Origin of the sequence: Mycobacterium sp. MAC_080597_8934, from assembly GCF_000523975.1 — a bacterium.
Lineage (GTDB): Bacteria > Actinomycetota > Actinomycetes > Mycobacteriales > Mycobacteriaceae > Mycobacterium > Mycobacterium avium.
Window position 1 is genome coordinate 217,532 of the sequence record NZ_JAOS01000019.1, and the last position, 20,788, is coordinate 238,319.

Here is a 20,788-nt window from a genome sequence, read left to right on the forward strand (position 1 = left end):
CAGCTGTAATGGCGTTTGCGGACAAGACATTCGGCACCGGTGGACCCTCGGCGGCCGCCGGCGGCTCCTACGACGCCGACCGCCTGCTGGCCGGGTACCGGGCGGCGCGGGCCCAGCAGGCGCTGTTCGACCTGCGACAGGGCCCGGCGAGCGGCTACGACGAATTCGTCGGCCCCGACGGCAAGGTGCGCCCGGCCTGGACCGAGCTGGCCGACGCCATCGGCGAACGCGGCCGCGCCGGGCTGGACCGGCTGCGCTCGGTGGTCCGCGGCCTGATCGACCACGACGGCATCACCTACACCGACGTCGAGCCCGGCGGCCGCGGCCAGGAGCCGCGGCCCTGGCAGCTGGACACCCTGCCGATCGTGCTGTCGGCGGCCGACTGGGAGCCGCTGGAGGCCGGGCTGCTGCAGCGGTCGCGGGTGCTCGACGCGGTGCTGGCCGACCTGTACGGGCCGCGCAGCCTGCTCACCGAGGGCGTGCTGCCCCCGGAGCTGCTGTTCGGCCATCCCGGCTACCTGCGCGCCGCCAACGGCATCGAAATCCCGGGCCGTCACCAGCTTTTCATGCACGCCTGCGATGTCAGCCGGCGCCCGGACGGCGGCTTCGCCGTCAACGCCGACCGCACCCAGGCGCCCTCGGGCGCCGGCTACGCGCTGGCCGATCGGCGGGTGGTGGCGCACGCGATTCCCGACCTGTACGAGCGGATCGCACCGCGGCCCACCACACCGTTCGCGCAGGCGCTGCGGCTGGCGCTGATCGACGCGGCGCCCGACGTCGCCCAGGACCCGGTGGTGGTGGTGCTGTCGCCGGGCATCTACTCCGAGACGGCGTTCGACCAGGCCTATCTGGCCACCCTGCTGGGTTTCCCGCTGGTGGAGAGCGCCGACCTGGTGGTGCGCGACGGCATGGTGTGGATGCGTTCGCTGGGGACGCTGAAACGGGTCGACGTGGTGCTCCGCCGGGTCGACGCCGAGTACTGCGATCCGCTGGACCTGCGCGCCGACTCCCGGCTCGGGGTGGCCGGCCTGGTGGAGGCGCAGCATCGCGGGACGGTGACCGTCGTCAACACCCTGGGCAGCGGAATTCTGGAAAACCCTGGGCTGCAACGTTTTCTGCCGGAGATGGCACGGCACCTGCTGTCCGAAACGCTGCTACTGCCCAGCGCGCCGGTCTACTGGGGCGGCATCGACGCCGAACGTTCACACCTGCTGGCCAATCTGGCGTCGCTGCTGGTGAAGTCCACGGTGGGCGGGAAAACGCTTGTCGGGCCGGCGCTTTCGTCGCGGCAGCTGGCCCAGCTGGCGGCCCGGATCGAGACGGCGCCGTGGCAGTGGATCGGCCAGGAGCTGCCGCAGTTCTCCTCGGCGCCGACCGATCACGCCGGCGTGTTGTCGTCGGCCGGGGTCGGCATCCGGCTGTTCACCGTGGCCCAGCGCGGCGGCTACGCGCCGATGATCGGCGGCATCGGCTACCTGCTGGCCGCAGGACCGGCGGCGTACACGTTGAAAAGCGTTGCGGCCAAGGATGTCTGGGTGCGTCCGACCGAGCGGGCCCGGGCCGAGGCGGTCGGCGTGCCCGCCGTGGAGCCGCCGGCGAAGACGGCCGCGGGCACCTGGGCCGTCAGCTCCCCGCGGGTGCTGTCCGAGCTGTTCTGGATCGGGCGGTACGGCGAGCGCGCGGAGAGCATGGCCCGGCTGCTCATCGTCACCCGCGACCGCTTCCACGTCTACCGCCATCACCAGCACAGCGAGGAAAGCGAGTGCGTGCCGGTGCTGATGGCCGCGCTGGGCCGCATCACGGGCACCGACACCGGCACCGGCGCCGCGGCCGGTGGCGATGCGGCCGAGACGATCGCCGTCGCGCCCTCCACGCTGTGGTCGCTGACCGTCGACCCGCAGCGGCCCGGCTCGCTGGTGCAGTCGGTGGAGGGGCTGGCGCTGGCCGCGCGGGCGGTGCGCGACCAGATGTCCAACGACACCTGGATGGTGCTGGCCGGGGTGGAGCGGGCGCTGGCGCTGGACAGTGAACCGCCGGACTCGCTGGCCGAGGCCGACGCGCTGCTCACCGCGGCGCAGACCCAGACGCTGGCCGGGATGCTGACCCTGTCCGGGGTGGCCGGCGAGTCGATGGTGCGCGACGTCGGCTGGACCATGATGGACATCGGCAAGCGGATCGAACGCGGCCTGTGGCTGACGGCGCTGCTGCGGGCCACGCTCACCGTGGTGCGCGGCGCGGCCGCCGAACAGACCATCCTCGAGTCGACGCTGGTGGCCTGCGAGTCCTCGGTCAGCTACCGGCGCCGCACGGCGGGCAAGGTGAGCGTGGCCGCGATGGCCGAGCTGATGCTGTTCGACGCGCAGAACCCGCGGTCGCTGCTCTACCAGGTGGAGCGGCTGCGCGCCGACCTCAAGGACCTGCCCGGTGCATCCGGGTCGTCGCGCCCGGAACGGCTGGTCGACGAGATCGGCACCCGGCTGCGCCGGTCGCATCCCGCGGAGCTGGAACGCATCAGCGACGACGGGCGGCGCGCCGAGCTCGCCGAGCTGCTCGATTCGGTGCACGCCGAGCTGCGCAGCCTGGCCGAGGTGCTCACCACCACCCAGCTGGCGCTGCCCGGCGGCATGCAGCCGCTGTGGGGTCCCGACGTGCGCCGCGTGATGCCGGCCTAACCGGCCCCGTCGACCACGGCGTGGATGAACTGCATCTTCTCCAGCACCGCGGCCGGCAGCACGAACGGGTACAGGTCGTCGTGGCCCATGGACCGGTTCACCATGTTCAGTGACCACGACAACGGCAGCCACGTGTCGATGATCGTCTGAAAAGCGCTGGGCCCCAACGCCGGACGATCGATGGTGGCCGACGCCGGGGCCAGCCCGCACCACGCCGAGGTGTCCAGCGTGTCGCGGATGTGCAGGTAGTGGGCGAACGTCTCGGCCCAATCCTCGCTGGCGTGCATGGTGGCATATGACGAGACGAAGTTCTCCTGCCAGCCCTCCGGCGCGCCCTCGCTGTAGTGCCGGTCCAGCGCCTGCTGATAGTCGGCGTCGGGATCGCCGAACAGCTCGTTGAACCGGCGCAGGTGGTCGGGGTGCGGGGCGATCAGCCGGTAGAAGTAGTAGTGCCCGATCTCGTGCCGGAAGTGCCCGAGCAGCGTCCGGTACGGCTCGTCCATCTCGACCCGCAGCTGTTCGCGGTGCACGTCGTCGCCCTCGGCCAAATCCAGTGTGATGACCCCGTTCTGGTGACCGGTCAGCACGTTCTCGTGCGCGCTGGACAGCAGCCGGAAGGCCAGGCCGTAGTCGGGGTCCTGATCACGCCCGACGATCGGCAGCCGCAGCTCGTGCAGCTCGGCGATCAGCCGGCGTTTGGCCGCCTCGGCGCGGGCGAACTCGGCCAGCCCCACGGTGTCGGCGTCGTTGGGCCGCTCGGTGGTCAGCACGCAGGACGCGCACAGCAACCGCGGCTCGTTCACCGGGACCAGCCAATTGCATTCGGCCAGAAGCAGATTGGCGCACAACTGGTATTCGCTGGCGGGCACGAAGCCGGCGTGCCCGCTCGTCTCGTCCTCCGAGATCACCAGCAGTGCCATCTGCTCGATCGAAAACCCCAGCGCGCTACCGCAATTCAGGCAGGTGGAGTTCTCGAAGGTTAGGCGCTGGCCGCACTTGGGGCAGGTGAAGTCACGCATAGGGCACCACGTCGACGGACACGTCGATCACGCTGTGCTGTGAGTTGGTGTAGATGATGCCCCGCAGCGGCGGGACGTCGGCGTAGTCGCGGCCGCGTCCCACCACGATGTAGCGCTCGTCGATCATCTGGTCGTTAGTGGGATCCACTCCCAGCCACTCGAATTGACCGGGCTCGTGCGGGGTCCACACGGCGGCCCAGGCGTGGGTGGCGTCGATGCCGATCATCCGGTCCTTTCCGGGAGGGGGGTCGGTGGCCAGATACCCGGACACGTAGCTGGCCGCCAACCCGTGGGCGCGCAGGCAGGCGATCGCCAGCCGCGCAAAGTCCTGGCATACCCCTTCGCGGGCCGCCAGAACCTCGGCGACCCCGGTGGAGATCGTCGTCGACCCGCTCCGGTAGGTGAAGTCGGTGAAGATCCGCGACGCCAGGTCCCGCAGCACCTCGATCAGCGGCCGCCCGGGCGCGAAACTGGGTGCGGCGTAGTCGCGCACCTCGTCGGTGATCTCCGGCGGGTCGAGGTCCAGGGTGAATTCGGTTGCCAGCGCCCCGCGGCGGCCGGCCGGGCGGGCCGCCTCCCAGGGCTGCACCGCCGGCCCGGTGGTGTACAGGCCCGGCGCCGGCGGGTTGACGTCGACGATGGAATCGCTGGTCACCGTCAGGCTGTGGTGCGGTTCAGTGACGTGGAAATAGGAGCTGATGTTGCCGTAGCAGTCGGTGCTGGTGGAGCTGTCGGCCGGGGCCGGGTCGATGGTCAGCCGATGGGCGACGCAGCGCTGCCGCAGCGAGTCCCGCGGCGTCAGGAAACCCCGGCCGTAGGAGCTGGTCACCACGTCGGAGTAGCGGTACTCGGTGCGGTGGGTGACGCGGTGGCGGCGGGCGGCCCCGCCGTCGGCCTGCTGATCGGCTTCGGGCACAAGGCTGATCACATCACACCGGGGCCGCCGCCGCGGTCGCGATGCCGCCGCGTTTGCCGATCCGGCGGCGGCCGCGCCGAAACGGGAGCACAATCGAGAGCGTGGCCACGTGGTACGACGTCGCCCGCATCGTGGGTGAGCTGGCCCTCACCTCCGAGCCGTCACCGCACGACTGGCGGGTCGGCAAGAAGTTGCTGGCCTGGGAGCGCCCGCTGCGGCCCTCCGAGCGGGAAGCGCTGGCCCGCACCGGCGCCGAGCCCACCCCGGGCGACGTCCTCGGTGTCCGGGTGGCCGACGAGGGCGTCAAGTTCGCGCTGATCGACGACGCGCCGCAGACCTTCTTCACCACCCCGCATTTCGACGGCTATCCCGCGGTGCTGGTCAACCTGGACGCCATCTCGGTGCGCGACCTCGAGGAGCTGATCACCGAGGCGTGGCTGACCCAGGCGCCGCGGAAACTGGTGCAGGAGTTCCTGGCCGACTCGCGGTGAGCCCCTCACCCCGGCCGCAGGTCGATCACCCGTTGCAGATCGTCGACGCAGGCGCCGACGGCGTCGGCCAGCGCGACGTGCGGCTCCCGGTCGCCGCCGTCGCCCGAGCGCAGCCGCGCGGCGTGCCGGCGCGCCGAGCCGAGGTACACGCACGCGCCGGCCGGATCGCGGTCGGCCAGCGCGGTCGCCGCCGCCAGCACCAGCAGCACCGTCGACACCGGCTGCCCCTGCCGGTCGCCGGGGCCGGGGGCCACCGCGCGGGCCAGCTGCAGCACCGAGCCGGCCAGCAGCGCGACGTGCACGGCCTGATGGTCGGCGGCGCGCACGGCGTCGCGCAGGCCCCAGCGTCGCGGCGCGATGGCGACGACGTGCCGGGCGGTGGTGCGCGCCTCCAGCAGGCCGCTGAGCTGTTCGTGCACCCGGTCGACGGCGCTCAGCGGCCAGTCGGGCGGGGCCGCCCGGCGGCCGGAGGAAACGTCGGCGGCCCGGGACAGCACGTCGTGCAGCACCGCCAGCACGCCGGCCCGGGCGGCGCCCAGCACGGTGCGCGGGTCGGCCGGGAACAGCAGCACGGCCACGACGATGGCCACCGCGCCGCCGATCAGCGCGTCGAAGATGCGTTCCGGCCCGGCGCCGCCGCGGTACAGGGCCAGCACCAACAGCGCCGAGACCACGGTCTGGTTGGCGAACATCATCCCGTGCCCGATGAAGCCGCCCCCGATGAACACCGCGGCGCCCAGCGCGACCAGCGCGGCGACCGCGATGGGCAGCGCGCCGGGACCGAGCATCCCCTGCACCACGGTGCCCAGCCCGATGCCCAGCGTCACCCCGATCATCATCTGGACGGCCCGTTGGGCGCGCAGCACGTTGCTGGTCGACAACGACACCGCGGCGGCGATCGGCGCGAAGAACGGTTGCGGATGGTCCAGCACGTCGTGGGCCAGGTACCAGGACAGGCCGGCGGCCAGCGACGTCTGCAGCAGGTTGAACCACACCGCACCCAGCCGCTTGCCGCCCGCCCGCACGGCGGTGCGCATCAACGAGGGCACCGCCGAGCCGCGCATCGGTCAGGTCCGGATCAGCTGGAACAGGGGGATCACCCGGCTGGTCTTGGCCTGGTACTCGGCGAAGCCGGGGGCGGCCGCGGCGACCTGGGCGAACAGCGCGTCGCGCTCCTCGCGGGGCAGCTCGCGCGCGGTCACGTCGAAGCTGTCGGTGCCGATCTCCACCCGCGCGGCGGGGTTGGCCCGCAGGTTGTGCACCCAGGCCGGGCTGACCGGGGCGCCGGCGAACGAGCCGATCACCAGGAGCTTGCCGTCGATGCGGAAGTAGGCCAGCGGCGACACCCGGGGCTGACCCGACTTGGCGCCGGTGGTGTGCAGCAGCAGCAGGTCGGCACCCTCGAACTGGCCGCCCACTTTGCCGTCGTTGGCCCGGAATTCGTCGATGATGCTCTGGTTGAACGCGTTGATGGTGCCGGTGTCCGGAATATCAGTCATGCCTGCTCAACCCGGTCCGGCTTGACGTCTATTCCGGACTTCGTGCTGCTCGTTTGTTGCTGTTAGCTGTGATGGCTGCGCAAGAAACACCCTGGTCAGGATAGTTGGTTCTGACGGGTGCCTAAAGTGCTGTTGAATCTACTGCGGACTGACTGCGGACCGGGACTACAACGGTACGGTCCGTCACTTGTCGGGGCCCGCGCCGGTAAACGTCGTGGGGAACGGAATGTCGTCCGGGGCAACGTCATGCGGGAAGTACACCACGTCCATGGACTTGATTGAGCGGTTACACGCGGGCCGTTGAATGGCCTCGGAGAATCCGCTCGACCCGATCCAGCAGCTCGCTCGGGTTATCGTCGGTGGCATCTTTCCAGGCCGCGAGGGCGTTGAGGAGGTTAATCGGCTGGACGCTGAGCTGGGGGCCCAACAGTACAGTGTGGTCACTGTTGGAATCCGCCGCGCAATAGGAGATCTCGACTTGGTATGACCGGCTGCCCGCCCCATTCGGGATCTTGGGCACGATCGACAGAACGCACTCACGCGGGATTTTGATGAACTCGGCCTTGGGCGCGGCCAAACGCACGGTCAGCGCCGACGGGGAAATACACAAAATGCATCGGCGCCACATCCGAACTGCGGAGTAAACGAACAGCGGTGTCGGAATCAGCAGGATGATGCCCGTGACACGAAGCCATACCGGATTGCCGGGGGCAAACCCCGCGCCGACGCTGGCGGCCCCTAGCAGGGGGACCAGCACGTTCAAGACGTACGCATTTCCCTCGTACCACGGGAGATACCTGCACACGATCTCGTTCCCCGACCGGTTGACTCCCGGCCGAAAAATCCGGCGTCTGCCGAGGACGAAGAGGAGTGCCGTGCAGAATCCGATCAGCGACAAGTACCACTGCACTCCCGCCGACGTTGCCACCACTGTGACCAGAAGTAGGGCGACGCCGAACGCGTACCGCAGTACCCGCCCCCACCCCCCGCTGGCCTCACTGTTGGGCATCAGTGACGGTCTCGCATTGTGGTTGCCGGAGCACTGCGGTGGTGATCGTCGGAAGCTGGACCTGCCACCGCCGCACGCTTGTGGACAGCCAGCCAGATATTCGCCCGCTCCACCGGTGAATCGCGTAGCACGGTCATCGTGAGTTGCGCGATCAGCGTCTCCTCTTCAGCCGTAATGATCCGCGATCGTGACACGCTCTCGATCGCGCCCAGCTCGTGGGTAATCTGCATCGCAAGCAACCCCTGAACTCCGACAGATTCACCGGCAAGGCCGAGTTCACGATTTAGTTCGCAACACCCAGGCGCCGTCTGCAACTGCTGCTCGACCAGCATCGCGAACACGTCAGCAGGGTCCAAAGCGGCCTGGACTCGATGCATCGTCAACACGGCGTTGGCGCCAAACACGTCGATGCACGGGTCGGTGCGACAAACCCACACGGACTCCGACGGCCGAATCGAAGGGTTCCCAGCCCCGCGGTACCCCCACCTCCACGACAAGCCCGGCAAACCGCTCGACCGGAGACACAGCCAGGCCGTGCTTCTCCGTGTATTCATCGAATCGCATCGTCGCCGTCCTACCCGAAACCGAAGACCGATTCCACGCCGTGCACCGCACTACCGACGGCATCCGCGACCGGCTCCCAGGCCACTTCGACCAACTTAGATCCCCCCCAGGCGGCGACCGCTCCCACACCGGCGCCCACCACCAGACCAACTGCGGTCCCGGCACCCGGAATGACCGAGCCGATCGCTGCACCAGCTGCCGCGTCCGCGGCAAGACCACCAACCGTCGCGCCAGCCCATAGCCCGGCAGCAGTTCCTGCAGTCTCTCGGGTGACGGCCTCGGCCGCCGAGTTGCCGTCATGCATGTCGGACATGACGGCCGGTATGGCGCTGGCCGCAGCAACCACCCCACCGATACGAGAGAACCCCCTCAGCTCGACGCCGCCGACCTTGGGGTCCTCCAACCACTTCAATAAGCCCGGATCAGCCTTGCCGGGACCGGTGCCGGGGGACTCAGCGATCAAGTTGGTCGTAGCCTGACGCACACCGTCGGCGGTACCACCGGCGACCGCACCCGCAGCCCCGATTGCCACATCCCCCGTCGTCGGGGTCAACGCGGGCCCCCCGCCGGGGTGGTCGACCGGTGCCGGGACGGGTCCCGCCTGGACGCCGGTGGAGTCATACCCGTCTGCGTGTAGCGTTCCCAGTGCATTCTGAAACGAGCTTGAGTACCCGTCGCGTGTCGCTTGCAGCTGACCCAGCGCGGCTTTGGTATCGCGGATGGCGTCGTCTTCGCGGGCAGTGATGAACGCATCAAGTGCATGTCGATCTTCTGCAGTGAGTTTGGGATCTTTTTCCATCTCTACCGCTTGGCCGATGAAGCCATCCAGTTGCTGCAGCCGAATTTCCAACGCTGCGATCTGCCCCGCCGCGGTTTTTTGCGCCTCGGCCAGGCTCGCGGCGATGTTTTCCAGGTCCGCACCGATCTTGGGCAACTGAAGAGATTGCGCCCCTAGGGATTTCGTCACCCGCTGCACTTCAGCCGAGTCGTTGATCGGGTGGTCTCCGTCTTGATGATTCCAAGCAGCGTCAAAGCGGTCGCGGGCTTGCTCAAACGAGTGGTTCGCCTCGGCGGTACACCGCCCGGCAGCATGAAAGGCCTCCGCGAGCTAGAAATCCGAAAGGGACTACCGGCCTGCAAGCTCCGGTCGACTGCCCATGGGTCACCACCGGCTTCAGCGATCAGCGCAGAAATGCTGATGTAGCGGAGTTGCATGGAATCGTCAGGTGTTCTTGATCAGCCCGGGCCCGAGCACGCCCACCATCGGTGACGGGTCGTCGACACAACGCGGCAGACCGACAAGCATCGCTACTCTTCCGCGCACGGGAAAAGACTACCGCCCGGCTTGTCGATCAATTCACTTTCGGACTGTGCGCGGCGTAGGTGCTCAAGCCGCATACTTCGTCAATTCAGTTACGGCCATCTGTGGCCTGATGCCGCCGAATCCACCCGCACGGCTATCCGCGCGGTGATCGCGGAGCGGATGAACACCACTGCGGACCAGCTGCGGCCCACGAGCACCTGAGCGAGCCGTTCGCTGAGGTCAATGGGGTTTGCTGGGCTCCGGCTTGACGTCTATTCCGGACTCCTTGCGCTGCTGTTCGGTGATGGGCGCCGGCGCGTCGGTGAGCGGGTCGACGCCGCCGCCGGTCTTGGGGAAGGCGATCACCTCGCGGATGGAGTCGACCCGGGACAGCAGCGCGTTGATCCGGTCCCAGCCGAACGCGATCCCGCCGTGCGGGGGCGCGCCAAAGGTGAACGCCTCCAACAGGAATCCGAACTTCTCCTGAGCCTCGGCGTGGTCCAGGCCCATCACCGCGAACACCCGCTCCTGGATGTCGCGGCGGTGGATACGGATCGAGCCGCCGCCGATCTCGTTTCCGTTGCAGACGATGTCGTACGCGTCGGCGAGCACGTTGCCGGTGTCGGTCTCGATCGCGTCCTCGTATCCCGGCTTGGGTGCGGTGAACGCGTGGTGCACCGCGGTCCACGCCCCGGAGCCGACGGCGACGTCACCGGCGGCGGTGGCGTCGTCGGCGGGCTCGAACAGCGGCGGGTCCACCACCCAGACGAGCGCCCACGCATCGGGGTCGATCATGTCGAGCCGGCTGGCGATCTCGCTGCGGGCCGCGCCCAGCAGCGCCCGCGACGGCTTGGCCGGCCCGGCCGCGAAGAAGATGCAGTCCCCCGGTGCGGCGCCGACGTGCCCGGCCAGCCCGGCGCGCTCGGCCTCGGAGAGGTTCTTGGCCACCGGCCCGCCCAGCTCGCCGTCCTCGCCGACCAGCACGTAGGCCAGGCCCTTGGCGCCGCGTTGCTTGGCCCACTCCTGCCAGCCGTCCAGGGTGCGGCGCGGCTGCGAGGCCCCGCCCGGCATCACCACCGCACCCACGTACGGCGCCTGGAAGACGCGAAATGTGGTGTCTTTAAAGAACTCCGAGCACTCGACGAGCTCGAGTCCGAACCGCAGGTCGGGCTTGTCGGAGCCGTAGCGGGCCATCGCGTCGGCGTAGCTGATCCGCGGGATCGGCCGGGGGATCTCGTAGCCGATCAGCGCCCACAGCGCGGACAGGATCTCCTCGGAGATCGCGATGACGTCCTCGGCGTCGACGAAGCTCATCTCCATGTCGAGCTGGGTGAACTCGGGCTGGCGGTCGGCGCGGAAATCCTCGTCGCGGTAGCAGCGGGCGATCTGGTAGTAGCGCTCCATCCCGGCCACCATCAGCAACTGCTTGAACAGCTGCGGGCTCTGCGGCAGCGCGTAGAACGAGCCGGGATGCAGCCGGGCCGGCACCAGGAAGTCGCGCGCCCCCTCCGGGGTGGAGCGGGTGATGGTCGGGGTCTCGATCTCGACGAAGTCGTGCCGCGCCAGCACTTCGCGCGCGGCGGCATTCACCTTGGAGCGCAACCGGATTGCCGCGGCTGGCGCGTCGCGGCGCAGGTCCAGGTAGCGGTATTTCAGCCGCAGCTCCTCGCCGGCGGGCTCGTCGAGCTGGAACGGCAGCGGCGCGCTTTCGCCCAGCACGGTCAGCGACGACGCGTTGACCTCGATGTCGCCGGTGGCGATCTCGGGGTTGGCGTTGCCTTCCGGGCGGATCTCGACCAGCCCGGTCACCGCGACGCAGAACTCGGCGCGCAGCCGGTGCGCCTGCTTGAGGACGTCCGGGTCGCGGAACACCACCTGGGTGATTCCGGAGGCGTCGCGCAGGTCGATGAAGATGACGCCGCCGTGGTCGCGCCGGCGCGCCACCCAGCCCGCCAGCGTTACCTGCTGCCCGGCGTCGCTACTTCTCAGCGAACCGGCGGCGTGGCTGCGCAGCACAAAAACACTCCCCTTGGTCTGAAACGAAAGCCAAGTCTAGAGGAGGTAACTTTGGTCCTATTGCCACCACCATCGCACTCGTCGGTCCCGGCGCCGTCGGTACGACGGCGGCCGCGCTGCTGCACCGGGCCGGTCATTCGGTGGTGGTGTGCGGCCGCACCCCGCGCGAGCGCATCGAGCTGCGCCCCGACGGCGCCGACCCGATCGTCGTCCCCGGCCCGGTGCACACCGATCCCGGTCGGGTGAGCGGCCCGGTGGACGTGGTGCTGCTGGCGGTCAAGGCCACCCAGAACGCCGGCGCCGCCGGCTGGCTGGCCCGGCTGTGCGGCGAACACACCGTCGTCGTGGTGCTGCAGAACGGCGTCGAGCAGGTCGAGCAGGTGCGGCCGCTCTGCCCGGACTCGCCGGTGATCCCGGGCATCGTCTGGTATTCGGCGACGACCCAGCCGCAGGGCTGGGTGCGGCTGCGGACGGAGCCCGCCCTGGTGCTGCCCAGCGGGCCGTCGGCGCAGGCGGTGGCCGCCCTGCTGCGCGACGCCGGCTGCCGGGTGGACTGCGACCCCGACATCATCACCGCGGCCTGGCGCAAGCTGCTCACCAACGCGCTGGCCGGGTTCATGGCGCTGTCGCGGCGCCGGTCCGGGATGTTCCGCCGCGACGACGTCGCCGCCCTGTCCCGGCGCTACGTCGCCGAATGCCTGGCGGTCGCGCGGGCCGAGGGCGCCCGGCTGTCCGACGACGTGGTCGACGAGCTGGTCGAGCTGTTCCGCAGGGCTCCCGAGGACATGGGCACCTCGATCCTGTCCGACGCGGAGGCTCACCGGCCGATGGAGTGGGACGTCCGCAACGGGGTGATCGCCCGCAAGGGACGCGCCCACGGGCTGCCCACCCCGATCAGCGACGTGCTGGTGCCGTTACTGGCCGCGGCCAGCGACGGCCCCGGCTAGATTGATCCCATGTTCGATTGCGAGCGCGTCGGCCTCGACTTCATCGACTCGGCGCCCGTGGTGTTCCGCAACAGTGTCGATTTGGCCATCACCCCCGAGCAGCTGTTCGAGGTGCTGTCCGACGCCGCGGCCTGGCCGCGCTGGGCGACGGTGATCACCAAGGTCACCTGGACCAGCCCCGAGCCGCGGGACGTGGGCACCACCCGGGTCGTCGAGATGCGCGGCGGTATCGTCGGCAACGAGGAGTTCCTGGCCTGGGAACCGTTCACGCACATGGCATTTCGGTTCAACGAGTGCTCGACCCGGTCGGTGGCCGCGTTCGCCGAGGACTACCGGGTTCAGGTCATCCCCGGCGGTTGCCGGCTGACCTGGACCATGGCCCAGAAACCCGCCGGGCCGGCGAAACTGGCGATGGCGGTGGTCAGGCCGCTGCTGAACCTGGCCCTGCGCCGCTTTCTGCGCAACCTGCGCAGCTACACCGACTCCCTAGCGACCCGGCAACCTTAGGAGCGTGTCATGACCTTCAACGAGGGCATGCAGATCGACACCAGCACCGCGTCCTCGTCCGGCGGCGGCGGGATGGGAATGGCCGTCGGGGGCGGCGGCCTCGGGCTGATCATCCTGCTCGGCGCGTTGTTCCTCGGCGTCGACCCGGGCCGCGTCATGCCCCAGCAGCAGACCAACACCGGCGGCTACTCGGCGCCCGGGTTCGACCTGAGCCAGTGCAAGACGGGCGCCGACGCCAACAAGTACGTGCAGTGTCGCGTGGTCGCCACCGGGAACTCGGTGGACGCGGTGTGGCATCAGCTGATGCCGCGCTACACCCGACCGCACGTGCGGTTGTTCACCGGCCGGGTGAACACCGGCTGCGGCCCGGCCACCACCGCGGTCGGGCCGTTCTACTGCCCGGTGGACCAGACGGCGTACTTCGACACCGACTTCTTCCAGGAGCTGGTCGACCGATTCGGTTCCAGCGGTGGGCCTTTCGCGCAGGAGTACGTGGTGGCCCACGAGTACGGTCACCACGTGCAGAACCTGCAGGGCGTGTTGGGCCGCTCCCAGCAGGGCGCGCAGGGCGCCGGCGGCAACGGGGTGCGCACCGAGCTGCAGGCCGACTGCTACGCCGGCATCTGGGCGCACTACGCCTCCACGGTCAAGCAGGAGAGCACCGGTGTGCCCTACCTGGAGCCGTTGAGCGACAAGGACATCGCCGACGCGCTGTCGGCCGCCGCGTCGGTGGGCGACGACCGCATCCAGAAGCAGGCGACCGGCCGGGTCAACCCCGAGTCCTGGACGCACGGTTCCTCCGAGCAGCGCCAGAAGTGGTTCACCATCGGGTACCAGACCGGCGACCCGAAGCAGTGCGACACCTTCTCCGCGCCCGACTTGGGTTAGGCCGCAAGCAGTTTGCGCAACTCGGCGCGGCCCTGCTCGTCGAGCGGCAGCAACGGCGCGCGCGGGTCGCCGACTTTGAAATCGAGCAACTCCAGGCCGGCCTTGACGGTGGTGGCCAGCCCGCCGGCCACGATGAAGGTGAGCAGCGGCTTGAGGTCGTCGTAGAGTCGCTGCGCGGTGTCGAGGTCGTTCGCGCGCACCGCGTCGTACAGGTCGATGCATGGTTGCGGCCGCAAACACGGTGCGGCCGTGCACCATCCGGACGCCCCGGCCTTCAGCGCGTCGAGCACCAGCGGGTTGCTGCCGTTGTAGAAGGGCAGCCGGTTGCCGGACAGCTCGGCGATGCGCTGCATCCGGGTCAGGTCGCCGGTGGACTCCTTGACCATGGCCACGTTGTCGATGGATTCGAACATCCGCACCAGCAGCTCCGGCGGCATGTCCACGCCGCTGGTGGCCGGGTTGTTGTAGGCCATGATCGGGATCGAGATGGCGTCGCTGATGCTGCGGTAGTGATGGAAGATCTCCCGCTCGGTGAGCTTCCAGTAGGACACCGGCAGGATCATCACCGCGTCCGCCCCGGCGCGCTGCGCGTATTGGGCGCGCCGAATCGTCTTGGCGGTGGTCACATCCGACACTCCCACGATCACCGGCACCCGGGCGGCGACGGCGCTCAGGGTGGTGTCGATCACGGCGTCGACTTCGGGCTCCTCCAGGTAGGCCAGCTCGCCGGTGCTGCCCAGCGGCGCGACCGCGTGCACGCCGGCGGACACCAGCCGCTCGACCAACGCGGCCAGCCGCTCGGTGTCAATCCCGTTGTCGGCGAAGGGCGTAACCGGGTAGGCGATGATGCCGTGGATCTTGGGTTCGGTCAAGGGTTGGCTCCTCAGCTGGTTAGCGCGTCGGGATGGCGGGCCAGGGCCCGGCGGGCGTAGTAGGCGAAGTTGGCCCGGCTGCGCTGCGGCGACAGCGTCCAGTCGTGGGCCTCGCGGGCCAGCTCCTCGGGCAGCTGCTTGACGGTGCCGGCGGCCATCGCGGCCAGCTGCAGCTTGGCGGCGCGCTCGATGAGGATTCCCAACGAGCACGCCTCCTCGATGCTGGCGCCGGCGATGACGTGGCCGTGGTGGGCCAGCAGCACCGCCTTCTTGTCGCCCAGCGCGGCGGTGATGATCTCCCCCTCCTCGTTGCCGACGGGCACGCCCGGCCAGTCCGCCAGAAACGCGCAGTCGTCGTACAGCGGGGTGGTGTCCATGTGGGATACCACCAGCGGGACCTCCAGCATGGACAGCGCCGCCACGTGGAACGCGTGGGTGTGCACGATGCACTGCACGTCGGGGCGGGCACGGTAGATCCAGCTGTGAAAGCGGTTGGCGGGGTTGGCCATTCCGTCACCCTCGAGGACATTGAGGTCCTCATCGACCAGCAGCAGATTGCCGTCGGTGATCTCGTCGAAGCCCAGGCCGAGCCGCTGGGTGTAGTAGGTGCCGTCGGCCTCGGCGCGGGCGGTGATCTGCCCGGCCAACCCGGAGTCGTGCCCGGCGTCGAACAGCGCCCGGCAGGTCAGGGCCAGCTTCTGGCGGGTGGTCAACGGCGAATCGGCGGCGTCCCGGCCCTGCAACGCCGTCAACTGCTCGGCAGCCCGGCGCATCAATTCCGATTTCGAATCGGTGAACGTGCTGGCCATGTGACACAATGTAGCAGGTTAGGAAACCTTGTGTCATAGGAGCCTCGTGACAGCACTGCTGCGCCCCGTCCGCAGGCAACGCGGCCTCACCCTGGAGGCGCTGGCTGCGCAGACCGGCCTAACCAAGAGCTACCTGTCCAAAATCGAACGCGGCCAGAGCACCCCGTCGATCGCGGTCGCCCTGAAGGTCGCGCGAGCCCTCGACGTCGACGTCGGGCGGCTGTTCTCCGACGAGGCGGCCCGGGAGAAGATCGCCGTCGAGCGCGCCGGTGGCCCCGAGGGCCGGCGCTACCGGGTACTGGCCTCGTCGATGCTGGGAAAGACCATGTCGCCGTTCGTGATTCGCCCCACCGAACAGCTGGCCGACGACCCGCACCCCGAGCACGCCGGCCAGGAGTTCCTGTTCGTGCACGCCGGCAGGGTCGAGCTCGACTACGGCGACCAGACGTTCACGCTCGGGCCCGGCGACAGCGCGTATTTCGACGCCTCGGTCAGCCACAAGGTCCGCTCGGTCGGGCCGGAACCCGCCGAGGTCGTCGCGGTGGCGCACGCCGAACCGGGAAGCGCGGCGTTCGCCGGCTGACTAGCTGGGCCGGCAGGTGACGGTGGTCGTTGCGTCCTGCTGCACGACCACCTGGCCGTCCACGGCGATCTCGCAGTGGAACTGGGCGGGGCCGTTTCCCGAGTCCGGCCAGTGCAGCATGCCGCTGGCCGTGATGCTGGCGAACTGGTTCGGGTTTGCCAGCGTGGCGGTGTAGGTGACCGGCGTTCCGCCGCTGAGCGGGGCCTGCACGCTGGTCGAGAATTTCGACGGGTCGGCGTTGAAGGCGGCCTGGCTGGGCGGGTCGGCGTTCACGTAGGAGACGTTGGCGGTCACATTGTTGGGGCTCGTCACGGTGTAGGTCACCTGGTGGCCGTCCGCATGCGCCGCCGCCGGCGTGAGCACCGCCGCCACGGCCATCGTCACCGCTGAGATCGCGCTCGCTGTCCTGTGCACGTTCGTCATATCGAAAACGCTACCGGATTCGTTAGCGACGGTTCGCTGTTTACCGGCGGCTGCGCCCGCGCTCACCCGGCTCGGGTATGAAGCAGACATGAGCGATGAGCCCACCCAGCCCCCGAACCCGGCCGGCGCCGACGCGCCCGGCGTCACCCGCCGCCGGTTGCTGACCACCGGCGCCGTGTCGGCGGCGTTGGGGGTGGGCATCGGCGGCGGCGCCACGCTGCTGTGGTCGCAGTCCGCGCGCTCGAGAGGGCCCTGGCCGTGGCTGCAGCCCGACCGCAACGGCGCACCGCCGGTGGCCGGGCTGCACCTGCAGTTCGGAAAGAACGCCGGCACCGAGGTGGTGGTGTCTTGGCACAGCACCGACGCCGTGCGCAATCCGCGCGTCGTGTTCGGAACCCCGGCGTCCGGGTTCGGCCGCACGGTGGCCGCCGACACCCGCACCTACCGGGATGCGAAGTCGGGCATCGAAGTTCGGGTCAACCATGCCCGGCTGACCGGCCTGACGCCGGACACCGACTACGTCTACGCCGCGCTGCACGACGGCGCGCAGCCCCAGCAGGGCACCGTGCGGACCGCGCCGATGGGCCGAAAACCCCTGCGCTTCACCAGCTTCGGTGATCAGTCGACGCCCGCGCTGGCCAAGATGCCCAACGGGCGGTACGCCACCGACAACATCGGCTCGCCGGCCGCCGCGGACACCACCATGGCCATCGAGCGGATCGGCCCGCTGTTCAACCTGGTCAACGGCGACCTGTGTTACGCGAACCTGGCGCAAAACCGGATCCGCACCTGGTCCGACTGGTTCGAGAACAACTCACGCTCGGCGCGGTTTAGGCCGTGGATGCCGGCGGCGGGCAATCACGAGAACGAATTGGGCAACGGCCCAATCGGTTACGGCGCCTACCAGACGTATTTCGCATTGCCCGACTCGGGGTCCAGCCCGCAAACCCGCGGCCTGTGGTATTCGTTCACCGCCGGGTCGGTGCGGGTGATCAGCCTCAACAACGACGACGTGGCCTTTCAGGACGGCGGCAACTCCTACGTGCACGGCTATTCGGGCGGGGAGCAAAAGCGTTGGCTGGCAACCGAACTCGCCGCCGCGCGGCGCGACCCGGACGTCGACTGGCTGGTGGTGTGCATGCACCAGACGGCGATCTCCACCGCGGACCGGACCAACGGCGCCGATCTGGGCATCCGGCAGGAATGGCTGCCGCTGTTCGACCAGTATCAGGTCGATCTGGTGGTGTGCGGCCACGAGCATCACTACGAGCGCTCGCACCCGTTGCGCGGCGCGCTGGGCACCGACACCCGTACCCCGATACCGGTGGATACCCGCAGCGACCTCATCGACGCCACGCGCGGCACGGTGCACCTGGTCATCGGCGGCGGCGGCACGTCGGCGCCGAGCAACGCGATGTTCTTCCCCGAGCCCCGCTGCCGCGTGCTGACCGGCGTGGGCACGTTCGACCCCGGGCTGGGGCGCAAGGCGCCGATCTATGTCATCGAGGACGCGCCGTGGTCGGCGTTCCGTGACCGCGACAACCCTTACGGCTTCGTGGCTTTCGACGTCGACCCCGGCCCGGCCGGCGGCAATACCTCGATCAGCGCGACGCATTACGCGCTGACCGGCCCGCTCGGCGAGATGTCGGTGATCGACCGATTCACGCTGACCAAGCCGCGCGGCGACGGAGCCCGCTGAGTTCTCGGAGTGTTCGGGTTTTCCGGCTTGTCAGAACAGCGTCGGCTGAGCGGGTTCGGGCGCCGGCGCGGCCGCAACCGCTCGGGAGAACGGGCGGTGATCACCGCCCAGCCGGTACTTGGCGATCAGCGGTGCGGCGCGGTGCCGCAGCATGTCGCGATAGCTCGGCGGCAGGTAGGCGCCGCGACGGTACAGCTCCCGGTAGCGGCCGACCAGCTCGGGATGCGAGCGGGCCAGCCATTCCATGAACCAGCCCCGCGTCGAGCCGCGCAGGTGCAGGCCGAAGACCGTGACGCTGCCCGCGCCGGCGGCCGCGATCTGGCCGAGCAGGTCGTCGAGGTGCTCGACGGAATCGGTGAGGTAGGGCAGCACCGGCGCCACCATCACGTGGCAGTCCAGCCCGGCGGCGCGGATCGCGCTGATCAGACCCAGGCGCGCCTGCGGCGTCGGGGTGCCCGGCTCGACGTCGCGGTGCAGCTCCGCGTCGCCCACCGCCAGCGACACCGCCACCGAAACCGGAACCTGCGCCGCGGCGTTCGCGATCAGCGGCAGGTCCCGGCGCAGCAGCGTGCCCTTGGTCAGGATCGACAGCGGGGTGCCCGATTCGGCCAGCGCGCCGATGATGCCGGGCATCAGCGCATACCGGCCCTCGGCCCGCTGGTAGGGATCGGTGTTGGTGCCCAGCGCGACGGTCTCGCGCCGCCACGACGGCCGCCGCAGTTCCCGGCGCAGCACCTGTGCGACGTTGGTCTTGACGACGACCTGGGTGTCAAAGTCATTGCCGCAGTTCAACTCCAGGTATTCGTGGCTGGGCCGGGCGAAGCAGTACCGGCAGGCGTGCGAGCAGCCTCGGTAGCCGTTGACGGTGTAGCGGAACGGCAGCGCCGAGGCATTCGGCACCTTGTTCAGCGCGGACTTGCACAGCACCTCGTGGAAGGTGATGCCCTCGAACTGGGGCGCGCGCACGCTGCGCACCAGACCGAGGCGTTGCAGCCCCGGCAGCGCCCCGTCCTCGACGGGTTTCCCGTTGACCGCGACGGCCTGACTCGCCCACCGCATGCCAGTAATTCGAACACCAGTTCGAGATCGAGTCAAGGGCCTCTGCGGTCAGAAGGGTGGCGGCTCCTCGTCGTCGGGGTCGGGTGGCGGTGCGGGTCCGGGTGTCGCGGGCTGGGTGTCGAGTCGGGTGCGGCGGTTGTGGTTGCGTTCGGTGGTGATGCGGTGGGCGCGGGTGTGGCGGCGCAGCGGCATCATGGCGGTGCGCTCGCCGCAGCGGTGCTCGGTGTCGGGCTTGGCCGGCGACACGGCCCCGGTGGGTGTGCATAGCGTCGGGAACAGCAGCGCGCTGCCCGGGGTGGTGACGTAGGTGTCGCCGTCGGGCAGGGTCCAGATCACCGTGCCGTCGGGCAGTTGCCGGTCGCGCCAGCCCCAGAACGTTTTCAGCAAATGATGGCCACGGCACAGGCATTTGAGGTTCGACGGGTGGGTGGGCCCGCCCTGGGCGTACGGGATCGTATGGTCCACATCGCAGTCGACGGCGGGGCGATCACACCCGGGCGCCCGACAGGTCAGGTCCCGGCAGCGGATGAAGTCGGCCAGCCGGGCCGACGGGGTGTAGCCGGGTTCGGGCCCGCCCTCGGGCACCGCCACCGGCACCAGCCGCGCCGAGGCGGCCAGCTCGGCGATGACCTGCGCCGGGATCAGCCCGTCGAGCCCGGCCACCACAGCGGGCGTAGCCCCGCGGCCGGCGACGGTGGCCTGTTCGGCGACCACGTGGATCACCACAGTGCTGCGCGGCGCCGGCGCGGCTGCGCTCGGGCAGTCCGGTGATCCGCAGCCACACGCCAGCCGCCCGGCACCGGCGGCCAGCGCCCCCAACGCGTCGGCGCGCCGCTGGGCGCGGCTGCGCGGATCCCCCGCACACACTCCACTGGCCAGCTCGTCGAGCCGGCGATCCAGGGCATGCCCGTCGGGCCCGAGGACGTTGCCTTCCACCCAGGCCATCCCCGACTCGTTGGCCCGCACATCCAGATACCGGCCGGTCACCGCGTCGCATGCCCGGCGCACCGCATCGGCATCCACGGCCGCCACTACCCGATCCACCGCGGCGGCCAGCCCACCGCGGGTCAGCGACGGCCGCCGCGACACCAAGACGGCCAGCGTGGCGTCCACCCGGGCCAACACCTGCGCATCAGTGATCAAATCGGTGCGAAACACCAGGGTCTGAAACGCCCGGTAATCGATGCCCCCGGCCGCGAACACCGCCCCGACCTGCGGCAACCGTTCCCGCATCGCCATCGCATAACGCAGATAGCTGTGCCCCATCGCCACGCTGCAGCCCAGCGCCGCCCCCACCTGCGCGGCCACCGCCTCCCAGGCATCGGCGGCCCAATCCGCCCGCTCCCCCGTCTCCCGGCAACGCAACACCAACAACTCGGCAACCGCCACCAGCCGGGCCGCGGCGGCCCGCGCCTCGGCCCGGGCCGCCTCCCGCGCCCGATCGAGCAGCGCCACCGCCTCCGGCGTGGACCGCGACGCCACCACATACTCGAATATGTGTTCGACCATAGC

General features: G+C 69.8%; 18 protein-coding genes and 2 pseudogenes. 7 read left to right on the forward strand and 13 right to left on the reverse strand.

From position 1 onward, the window contains the following. The first annotated feature begins 8 nt into the window (after positions 1 to 8). Positions 9 to 2,672, forward strand: coding sequence for a circularly permuted type 2 ATP-grasp protein (locus NF20_RS09880; RefSeq protein WP_033710738.1), 2,664 nt, complete (start codon positions 9 to 11; stop codon positions 2,670 to 2,672). On the opposite strand, the gene NF20_RS09885 is transcribed toward NF20_RS09880, so the two are convergent. Then, positions 2,669 to 3,691, reverse strand: a complete 1,023-nt coding sequence (locus tag NF20_RS09885) for a zinc-binding metallopeptidase family protein (protein ID WP_019733914.1) — start codon at positions 3,689 to 3,691, stop codon at positions 2,669 to 2,671. The genes NF20_RS09880 and NF20_RS09885 overlap by 4 nt on opposite strands. Next, entirely contained in the window at positions 3,684 to 4,607 is a 924-nt protein-coding gene (locus NF20_RS09890) for a transglutaminase family protein (RefSeq protein WP_095762102.1), read from the reverse strand. The genes NF20_RS09885 and NF20_RS09890 overlap by 8 nt, the downstream gene beginning before the upstream one ends. 101 nt (positions 4,608 to 4,708) lie before the next feature. On the opposite strand from NF20_RS09890, the gene NF20_RS09895 reads away from it, so the two are divergent. Continuing rightward, on the forward strand, positions 4,709 to 5,098 hold the full coding sequence (locus tag NF20_RS09895) for an MmcQ/YjbR family DNA-binding protein (RefSeq protein WP_009977728.1): 390 nt from the start codon (positions 4,709 to 4,711) through the stop codon (positions 5,096 to 5,098). Between the two features lie 5 nt (positions 5,099 to 5,103). On the opposite strand, the gene NF20_RS09900 is transcribed toward NF20_RS09895, so the two are convergent. From NF20_RS09900 to aspS, 6 genes and pseudogenes are all read right to left on the reverse strand, one after another. Beyond that, a complete protein-coding gene (locus NF20_RS09900) occupies positions 5,104 to 6,162 on the reverse strand; it encodes an FUSC family protein (protein ID WP_033710740.1) in 1,059 nt (352 codons plus the stop codon). Positions 6,163 to 6,165: 3 nt separating this feature from the next. Continuing rightward, complete coding sequence (locus NF20_RS09905) at positions 6,166 to 6,597, reverse strand: nitroreductase family deazaflavin-dependent oxidoreductase (RefSeq protein ID WP_033710741.1); 432 nt, start codon at positions 6,595 to 6,597, stop codon at positions 6,166 to 6,168. 286 nt (positions 6,598 to 6,883) lie between these two features. Next, positions 6,884 to 7,606 (reverse strand): hypothetical protein, encoded by a 723-nt coding sequence (locus tag NF20_RS09910; RefSeq protein ID WP_033710742.1) that lies wholly within the window; start codon positions 7,604 to 7,606, stop codon positions 6,884 to 6,886. Further along, positions 7,606 to 8,170 (reverse strand): annotated as a pseudogene (locus NF20_RS09915) (hypothetical protein). The gene NF20_RS09910 and the pseudogene NF20_RS09915 overlap by 1 nt, the downstream one beginning before the upstream one ends. Positions 8,171 to 8,756: 586 nt before the next feature. Beyond that, positions 8,757 to 9,385 (reverse strand): annotated as a pseudogene (locus tag NF20_RS28700) (hypothetical protein); the annotation flags it as partial. 328 nt (positions 9,386 to 9,713) lie between these two features. After that, complete coding sequence (aspS, locus tag NF20_RS09925) at positions 9,714 to 11,489, reverse strand: aspartate--tRNA ligase (RefSeq protein WP_033710743.1); 1,776 nt, start codon at positions 11,487 to 11,489, stop codon at positions 9,714 to 9,716. Positions 11,490 to 11,548: 59 nt separating this feature from the next. On the opposite strand from aspS, the gene NF20_RS09930 reads away from it, so the two are divergent. From NF20_RS09930 to NF20_RS09940, 3 genes are read left to right on the forward strand one after another with little or no spacing between them, the layout of a single operon-like run. Continuing rightward, positions 11,549 to 12,436, forward strand: a complete 888-nt coding sequence (locus NF20_RS09930; protein WP_179151733.1) for an oxidoreductase — start codon at positions 11,549 to 11,551, stop codon at positions 12,434 to 12,436. A 9-nt stretch (positions 12,437 to 12,445) separates the two neighbouring features. Continuing rightward, the gene (locus NF20_RS09935) at positions 12,446 to 12,943 is read left to right on the forward strand and encodes an SRPBCC family protein (protein WP_033710745.1); all 498 of its coding nucleotides are present in this window, start codon (positions 12,446 to 12,448) and stop codon (positions 12,941 to 12,943) included. Between the two features lie 9 nt (positions 12,944 to 12,952). Further along, entirely contained in the window at positions 12,953 to 13,831 is an 879-nt protein-coding gene (locus tag NF20_RS09940; protein WP_003872663.1) for a neutral zinc metallopeptidase, read from the forward strand. On the opposite strand, the gene NF20_RS09945 is transcribed toward NF20_RS09940, so the two are convergent. Next, positions 13,828 to 14,703 carry a dihydrodipicolinate synthase family protein gene (locus tag NF20_RS09945; protein ID WP_033710746.1) on the reverse strand — a complete coding sequence of 292 codons (876 nt, stop codon included), beginning with the start codon at positions 14,701 to 14,703 and terminating at the stop codon, positions 13,828 to 13,830. The two genes, NF20_RS09940 and NF20_RS09945, sit on opposite strands and share 4 nt — an antisense overlap. Before the next feature lie 11 nt (positions 14,704 to 14,714). Beyond that, complete coding sequence (locus NF20_RS09950) at positions 14,715 to 15,512, reverse strand: aldolase (protein WP_033710747.1); 798 nt, start codon at positions 15,510 to 15,512, stop codon at positions 14,715 to 14,717. Positions 15,513 to 15,558: 46 nt separating this feature from the next. Here NF20_RS09950 and NF20_RS09955 point away from each other — a divergent pair, with 46 nt between their 5' ends. After that, positions 15,559 to 16,095, forward strand: a complete 537-nt coding sequence (locus tag NF20_RS09955; RefSeq protein ID WP_033710748.1) for a helix-turn-helix domain-containing protein — start codon at positions 15,559 to 15,561, stop codon at positions 16,093 to 16,095. Here the strand turns inward: NF20_RS09955 and NF20_RS09960 are convergent, their stop codons facing one another. Then, complete coding sequence (locus tag NF20_RS09960) at positions 16,096 to 16,518, reverse strand: hypothetical protein (RefSeq protein ID WP_016705509.1); 423 nt, start codon at positions 16,516 to 16,518, stop codon at positions 16,096 to 16,098. It lies immediately after the preceding gene. Positions 16,519 to 16,606: 88 nt separating this feature from the next. On the opposite strand from NF20_RS09960, the gene NF20_RS09965 reads away from it, so the two are divergent. Then, positions 16,607 to 18,217 carry a purple acid phosphatase family protein gene (locus tag NF20_RS09965; protein WP_033710749.1) on the forward strand — a complete coding sequence of 537 codons (1,611 nt, stop codon included), beginning with the start codon at positions 16,607 to 16,609 and terminating at the stop codon, positions 18,215 to 18,217. Between the two features lie 30 nt (positions 18,218 to 18,247). On the opposite strand, the gene NF20_RS09970 is transcribed toward NF20_RS09965, so the two are convergent. Next, positions 18,248 to 19,276, reverse strand: coding sequence for an Rv2578c family radical SAM protein (locus NF20_RS09970; RefSeq protein WP_033710750.1), 1,029 nt, complete (start codon positions 19,274 to 19,276; stop codon positions 18,248 to 18,250). Positions 19,277 to 19,324: 48 nt separating this feature from the next. Beyond that, entirely contained in the window at positions 19,325 to 20,785 is a 1,461-nt protein-coding gene (locus tag NF20_RS09975; RefSeq protein WP_033717269.1) for an HNH endonuclease signature motif containing protein, read from the reverse strand. Between the last annotated feature and the right edge of the window lie 3 nt (positions 20,786 to 20,788).